The sequence below is a fragment of the Corynebacterium nasorum genome (assembly GCF_022345765.1).
Classification (GTDB): domain Bacteria; phylum Actinomycetota; class Actinomycetes; order Mycobacteriales; family Mycobacteriaceae; genus Corynebacterium; species Corynebacterium kefirresidentii.
Genome location: NZ_JAKRDR010000007.1, coordinates 101187 through 107895 on the forward strand (window position 1 = coordinate 101187; position 6709 = coordinate 107895).

Below are 6709 nucleotides of genomic sequence, written 5' to 3' on the forward strand. Positions count from 1 at the left end.
GTTTACCGGCTAGGCGTCGTCGCCGCGGGAGTGACCTATATGGGCCGCGCGGGCGGTGGCAAGCTCAGTGAGGAAGTGGGCGACGGCGTCGACGTCGGCAAGCTGCACTACGGCCGCCGTATCGCCCTCGCCTACCTTGACACCGACGTCCGGCGGCTGATGGAGGGCGCGGAAACCGTCCTCGTCGGTGACATCATCGCCCAAAAAGACCATGGCGGTGGCGCCGGTACGCTCGCGTAGCTCGTCTAACCACGTGCCCTTGGTGGCCTGAGTGGCAGAAAACTCCACGACGGACTTACCGGCCGTGCGTGGGAAGCCGCCCGGATCGAGTGCGAGACCGGCTTCATAAGCCTGGGCGGCCGCCTCAGGATCGGATTCCTCGAGCGCCCGCAGGTGCAGTACGCGCTGGAACGGCTTGACCTCGATATCCGCGCCTGGGAAGCGCTCCATAATTGCGCGGATCTCGGTTTCCTTGGCGGTCAGATGCTCGCGCATCGCGGGAGTTAGATCCGTTTCTTCCCAAGAGGATTCGGCACCGTGGGAGCCGCCAAAAAGCACGGGCTCGCGCAGTGGACACACGCGCTGCAGGCCTGCGAGGTGGCGGCCGGACAGCACGGCCGCGGTGGTATGCGGCAGATGAGCAAGTTTATCCAAGGCGCGCAGGGAGTCTTGGTTCATCTCGACGTCATAGATGGCCGTGGCAAAGGGGGAGAGCGTGCCGTCAAAATCCGAGACCACCGCGAGGTGCTCGGCGGCGGCAAGGGCCTTGATGGTGGTGGAAAGCGTCATGGCTTCCAGCCTACGTATTTAATTGCCGAGGGAAACCAATTTGATAGACGGCGAGTCTACCTCGTCTGTAACCAGCTCTAAGACCAGCTGGTTATTGCTATTGACGGTGTAGTGGAAATCGCGGCCAGCGGATATCAAGTTGCGCAGCAGGTTATCGGCCCACACGGACGCGCCATGGCAATCCTGGGCGGTCTCGTCATAATCCACCTCATCAAAGTGCAGGCGGTTGCCGTCCTGGATATTTTGGCGCTCCTCATCGGCGGAATAGGTCACCTTTCCCACCATTTGGGTGCAGCCGGTGGTGCCTACCAGCGTAGATTCACCAAAGCTCAACGTGGGTGCCTGCGGGATGGATTCGGGGATGGTAGAGGCAGCATCCGGGGTGGTGTTGATGGAGACTACTTGCCACTGTTTATCCAGGATCTGCTCATCACCAGGGGCCTGGGGCTCTTCTTCGCCGGAGCCGCAGGCAACTAGCAGCGTGGCGGCGCACGCAGCGGCGAGCGGAGTAATGAGGCGGGCACAGCGAGGAATCATGCGCCAGCCTCCTCGGCGTCGGCATGGCGCAGGCAGCTCAGGAAGGACTGGGACCATAGCTGTACGTCGTGCTCAGTGACCTGCTGGTGCATGGCGAGCATGCGCTGGGACATGGCAGAGGGGGCATCGTCAAGCGCGGTGAGCGCATTGAGCAAGGCGGCCTTGACGGACTCGATATCGAAGGGGTTGCACAGGTAGGCCTGGCTGAGCTCATCGGCAGCCCCGGCAAACTCAGAGAGCACTAGCGCGCCCGAACCATCGTCGTGGCAGGCCACGTATTCCTTGGCCACCAGATTCATGCCATCCTTGAAGGGGGTGACCAGCATGACATCGGCCATCCGGTAATAGCTGCGCAGCAAGCTTTTGGCTAGGCCCCGGTGCTGATAGTGCACCACTGGGTGGCCCACGCGCGCAAAGCGCCCGTTGATGCGGCCGACGGCTTCTTCCACCTTGGAGCGGGTGGCCTTGTAATGATCAAGTCGCTCGCGCGACGGCGTGGCCAGCTGCACCATTGCTACTTCTTCCGGGTCGAGCGCCCCGGACTCCAGCAGCTCCTCAAAAGCAGTCAGCCGCTGCAGGATGCCCTTGGTGTAATCGAGGCGATCCACTCCCAGGATAATGCGCTGGGGCGAGCCCAGCTCTTCGCGCAGCTTGGCGACGTCCCGCTCATCCTCCGCAGTGAACCTGGCAAAGTCCTTCGCGGCGATAGAGATGGGAAAAGCCCCCACGCCGATGGTGCGTCCCTGCGGTAGGTGAATATGTGCGGTGACCTCGCGGGTACTGGCCTCGCCTTCTACGTCGAGGCCGTGGCGGCGGGCGAGTTCCAGGAAGTTGCGGGCATTGGCCTCCAAGTGGAAGCCAATGAGATCCGCGCCGAGCAGCCCGCGCACGAGTTCCTCTCGCCAGGGCAGCTGACGGAAGAGATCGGCAGAAGGGAAGGGGATGTGCAAGAAGAACCCGATGGTGAGATCGGGGCGCTTTTGGCGCAGGATGCCGGGCAAAAGTTGTAGCTGGTAGTCCTGGACCCACACGGTGGCACCCTCGGCGGCGACCTCGGCTACCTCATCTGCAAAGCGCAGGTTGACCTCGCGATAGGCGTGCCACCAATCGCGGTCGTAGGTAGGGGTGACTATGAGATCGTGGTAGAGAGGCCACAGGGTGGCATTGGAAAAGCCCTCATAAAAGCCCTCGAAATCGGACTCGGTGAGCTTGACCGGATGCAGCAGCACGCCGGCATCGGTGCGGAAGGGCTCAGGTGCGGTGTCAGTCACGCCGGGCCACCCTACCCAGCAGCCCTGATGGGACTCCAGGACCGGGGACAAGGCGGTGACCAGTCCGCCTGGCGAGGGTGTCCACGTATGGCTGCCATCGGGCCGGGTTTCTAGATCAACCGGCAGGCGGTTGGCCACCACCACGAAGTCATTGCCATGCTCACTCATGGTGCAAGAATAACTTAAGACTTCTTAACAGACTTCTTTGTTGCCTTCTTAGAGGCCTTCTTCGTCGCTTTCTTCGTGGCCTTCTTGGTCGACTTCTTTGTCGATTTCTTGGTGGACTTTTTGGTCGACTTCTTCGTGGACTTCTTGCTGGATTTCTTGGTCGACTTCTTCGGGGCGGCATCGGCCTGCTCCGCCAGAACCTTCTTGTGTACCAAGCCCTTGGGCTCCACGCCCAGCATGGACATCAGGGTCACGCCGTCGAGGAAGTCCTGGGCGTAGGTGGCCACGATGCGGCGGGCTGCGCGGGAGGTCTCCTCCTCAAGGGCGTGATTCTGGTCAGCCTGTGGGTGGGTGTCTTGGACCTTGGGTGGCACGACGTGTCCTCCTGAACGTTGTGGAAACTACTTAAGCGCTTGCAAGAAAAGCTATCAGAGCAAATATTGTACGCTACCGGCGGCGTTTAGGGCCGCTCGGGTCCGGATTCGGTGCCCGGCTGCTCCGGTTTCTGGGCACGAAACGTTTCGGTGCCCGGCACGGTATAGGTGGTCTTCTCGTGCTGCTGCGGCTGCGCCGGCCACTGAGAATCCTCCGGCCACAGGTCCGCGGCGGAGCGGGTATGCGGCCCGTGGTTTTGGGCCTCGTGGCGCGGGTGCTGCTGCGGCGGCTTCGGCCCGAGCTTGGGTGGTAACTCCGGGCGATTGACGCGCGGGGCAAATGGGGACATCGGCACACGCGGGATTCGCGGGGCCTTGCGGGCCAAGTGCGTGGCCTTGTGGAAGGAGAAGCGGCCGATGCGCTTGAAAGCGGAGTAGGGGCGGAAGTACTGCGGGCGGCGCAGGCGGCGGGCCACGCGCTCGCCTAACACCACTCCGGCGGCCAGCGCGCCGGAAATGGCTAGCGCCATTGCCATGTTGGTAAAGCCGGTAATCATCTGCTCATTGAGCGAGGCGTACATGCCGCGGTAGAGCATGAGGCCGGGGAGCATCGGCGTATAGCCCACGATCATGGTGATAAGCGGCGGGATGCCCCAACGGCGCGACATCAAGCCGCCGGCCAGGCCGACGACCACAGCGGACAGGCCCGAGGCAATCACCGGGCCGATGCCAAACGGCACCACCACGAAGTAATAGAAGATCATGCCGGCCGCGGCGGTAAGCCCCGACATGGTGATCTCGATCCAGGCAGCCCCGCAGGCTAGCGCAAAGGCGGCGGAGCCGGTGCCACCGAGCACCACCAGCAGCGGAATCTCGTGGTAGACCGGCGGGGCCAGCGTGGCCAGCGGCGGCAGGTTAAAGCCCAGCGAATCAGCCAGCTGGATGCCCACGCCCACGCCAGCGATGATGGCGCCGGTAGATAGCAGCGCCTCAAAGAAGCGGGCGGAGGAGGTTACGGGGGCGCGCGTGATGCCGTCGACCAGCGATTGCACCAAGGTTAGACCCGCTACCAGCACGATGATGCCGGAGGCGATGATCTGTGCCGGCGAGAAATTAATGCCGAACGAGGCCGCCACGTTGTACAAAATGGCGGCAGGGAAGACAGCGAAGAAGCCACCGACCACATTCTGATAGAAGGGCGGCAAGCGATAGTTGGCCAACCAAGCGTTCAGACCCATGATGAAGGCGGAAACCACAAAGGCCACCACGCCGACGAGCAGATCGCCGCCGAGCATCATGGAAATCAGGCCACCCATCGCGCCCCAGCCGAGCATGACCGTGGCCGGCTTATAAGGGGCGGGCATGCGGTCAATCTCGTCGAGGCGCTGCTCCGCCATGGCCGGTGGCATCTGGCCGGAGTGGATAGAGCGAATGAGCTTATCGACGGCCGAGAGCTTGGAAAAATCCACGCCAATGCTCGGCACCACACGGAAGACGTGCAGGTTTTGGCGCTGCTCGCCGGTGCCGATGGTGGTGTGGATGGTGATGGTATTCATCAAGATATCCACGTGGCAGTAGTGCAAGCCATAGGAAGATGCCGCCAGGTGTACCTGGGCGCGGGCATCCGAGTTAGCCGTACCGGCGCCGATGAGGATTTCACCAATGCGGGCGGCGATCTCCATGACGCCGGTGACCTGGGCGGCATCATGGAGATCGACCGGGGCGAGTGGCGATGGCGGCGGTGCGGCTTTAGCCGCGTCGATGATGGCTACTTGGCCCGAGGAAGCGCGCAGGCGCTCCCGCATAGCGGACAAAAATGACACGGAAATAACCCTCGAAAAAGCGCTGAGAAAGTGGGATAGATTCTGCCTGAACTTTAGCCCCTGTACCCTGTCAATGCATAGATGGGGGACCGGCTTTCCCTTTAGCGTTGGTGCTCGGGTACTATGCAACGAGCGGGATATCTCCCGCGGTGCTGGAGTGGCGCAATTGGTAGCGCAACGCACTTGTAATGCGTAGGTTGCGAGTTCAAGTCTCGTCTCCAGCTCAACGAAATGAAGGTCAGGGAGCCTTTTTAACGCATCGGAACTTAAACACTTTCTTCAAAGTGTCCAAAAAATGTCCACTTAAAGATCCTTTGGCTGAGCAGCCTCGCGGCGCAAAAGCTCCTGCAGCAGCACCTTCTTTGAAAGTCCTCTCAGCTCATGCTCGTGACTGCAGGGCCGTGCCTCATCGGGAGTGAGCAGCCCCGTCTTGGACAGCGCCACAACGGGGTTGTGGCCATAAGCTCTTGCAACTGCCACCACTACGCCAGGAGGGGGAGTGGCAGCCTTAGACGCCCGGGTGATGGTGGTATGCGACAAACCTGTCAACTTCGCTATTGCGCGTGCACTGTCAGTGGTCATAGCTTCTAGCCACGTTGGTGTGTATTCTTCCATATGGTGCAGTCTAGCAACACTGAAGGGAACGGGACAGTAAGAAACGGACAACGACAATAAGCGGTACGATATGTCTTCTATACAGGCATTTATGCAGGTAGTGACGGTGTATGCACAACCTTGAATTGTATGTTGTCCGATAATATATGTTATGTCATATTGGTGCATAAAGTTTCAGGACTATGCACAGTGCCACGTGGCTTTAGTAAACGGGTAAGTGTACCGCTATCACCCACTAACTAGTGACCTATAACGGTACACTTAAATCATGGGCAGGGGACTGGGCAAGGTACAACAAAGCATACTGGCGACACTCGCAGCCAAGGGCGACAACTGGACATACAACTGGCAATTGTCTGAACAGCTAGGAAAGTCACCCGGCAAACACTAAGCGCCCTAGCCGCCATCGAACGCCGCGGCCTAATTGAAATGCGCCGTGACGGAAACCATACAAGCGCACGCACACTACAAGACGATGGCAGCACGCGCCCTGAAGCACCACTAGAAATAAAGGCCCGGCAACGTAGGGGAGTCTATGAAGCGGAAAGATTTCTGTACTTCCAAGCAATAGATGAAGTAATAGCCTGCGGTGCGAGCTTCACGGCGGAAGATGTGCGCGCCGTGGTCAATGCCAATCACGTACCTGGTAAACCCTTTCCCGCGAACCATAATGGCATAATGGCCGGCGTATTCAGTACATACCTACGGAAGCGGTATATCGAGAAGATAGGCACCGAAAAGAACATACTTGCCCAGCCAATCAACCGATATGCGCCACTTCCTGCATGGCAATTCCGCGACTAGGGTAGGGCCTTGGTAAATCACTAGAGCTTTCGGCCCGGCCCATGTGCCGGCGGGGCTATGACCTCTCTCCCCGCGCACTGCATACCCCATCGTGTGCGCGTGATACCACACCAGCACCTGAAGTAGTGGGGCAGTACCCAAACCTGTATGAGACACCCGCCCCGGATGGGATAGGCGGCGCCACCATGTACGGGTTAGAAGATTCCTAACCCCGGCACAATTCATAAGCGGGTTAGTATCATGACTCCCCGCCCGTCACTGTGAGTCGCGTTATCTCTCTCCACACCACTGGGAGGGGGGAGTACCCCGCCCCCACCCCAGTCTCTTA

Annotated in this window: 7 protein-coding genes and 1 tRNA gene; 1 reads left to right on the forward strand and 7 read right to left on the reverse strand. The window is 60.2% G+C overall.

Features of this window, described 5'->3' with window-relative positions; all coding sequences use genetic code 11:
• Nucleotides 1–9: 9 nt before the first annotated feature.
• The 5 genes from otsB to thrE form a co-directional block, all read right to left on the reverse strand.
• Complete coding sequence (gene otsB, locus MHK04_RS06985; RefSeq protein ID WP_200288652.1) at nucleotides 10–789, reverse strand: trehalose-phosphatase; 780 nt, start codon at nucleotides 787–789, stop codon at nucleotides 10–12.
• Between the two features lie 18 nt (nucleotides 790–807).
• Complete coding sequence (locus MHK04_RS06990; protein WP_023019894.1) at nucleotides 808–1326, reverse strand: META domain-containing protein; 519 nt, start codon at nucleotides 1324–1326, stop codon at nucleotides 808–810.
• Entirely contained in the window at nucleotides 1323–2765 is a 1443-nt protein-coding gene (locus tag MHK04_RS06995; RefSeq protein WP_239208064.1) for an alpha,alpha-trehalose-phosphate synthase (UDP-forming), read from the reverse strand. Before MHK04_RS06995 ends, MHK04_RS06990 begins: the two co-directional genes overlap by 4 nt.
• A gap of 14 nt (nucleotides 2766–2779) precedes the next feature.
• On the reverse strand, nucleotides 2780–3139 hold the full coding sequence (locus MHK04_RS07000) for a hypothetical protein (RefSeq protein WP_239208063.1): 360 nt from the start codon (nucleotides 3137–3139) through the stop codon (nucleotides 2780–2782).
• 86 nt (nucleotides 3140–3225) lie between these two features.
• Entirely contained in the window at nucleotides 3226–4962 is a 1737-nt protein-coding gene (thrE, locus tag MHK04_RS07005) for a threonine/serine exporter ThrE (RefSeq protein WP_239208062.1), read from the reverse strand.
• 151 nt (nucleotides 4963–5113) lie between these two features.
• On the opposite strand from thrE, the gene MHK04_RS07010 reads away from it, so the two are divergent.
• Nucleotides 5114–5186: transfer RNA gene (locus tag MHK04_RS07010), tRNA-Thr, on the forward strand.
• A gap of 79 nt (nucleotides 5187–5265) precedes the next feature.
• Here MHK04_RS07010 and MHK04_RS07015 read toward each other — a convergent pair.
• Complete coding sequence (locus tag MHK04_RS07015) at nucleotides 5266–5577, reverse strand: hypothetical protein (protein ID WP_239208061.1); 312 nt, start codon at nucleotides 5575–5577, stop codon at nucleotides 5266–5268.
• Between the two features lie 501 nt (nucleotides 5578–6078).
• Nucleotides 6079–6216: a hypothetical protein gene (locus MHK04_RS07020; RefSeq protein WP_239208060.1), complete on the reverse strand. Its 138-nt coding sequence runs from the start codon at nucleotides 6214–6216 to the stop codon at nucleotides 6079–6081.
• Between the last annotated feature and the right edge of the window lie 493 nt (nucleotides 6217–6709).

Bases quoted from the DNA above. Each gene is read 5' to 3' on its own strand.
- otsB (WP_200288652.1), bottom strand. From the start codon at position 789: ATGACGCTTTCCACCACCATCAAGGCCCTTGCCGCCGCCGAGCACCTC.
- MHK04_RS06990 (WP_023019894.1), bottom strand. From the start codon at position 1,326: ATGATTCCTCGCTGTGCCCGCCTCATTACTCCGCTCGCCGCTGCGTGC.
- MHK04_RS06995 (WP_239208064.1), bottom strand. From the start codon at position 2,765: ATGAGTGAGCATGGCAATGACTTCGTGGTGGTGGCCAACCGCCTGCCG.
- MHK04_RS07015 (WP_239208061.1), bottom strand. From the start codon at position 5,577: ATGGAAGAATACACACCAACGTGGCTAGAAGCTATGACCACTGACAGT.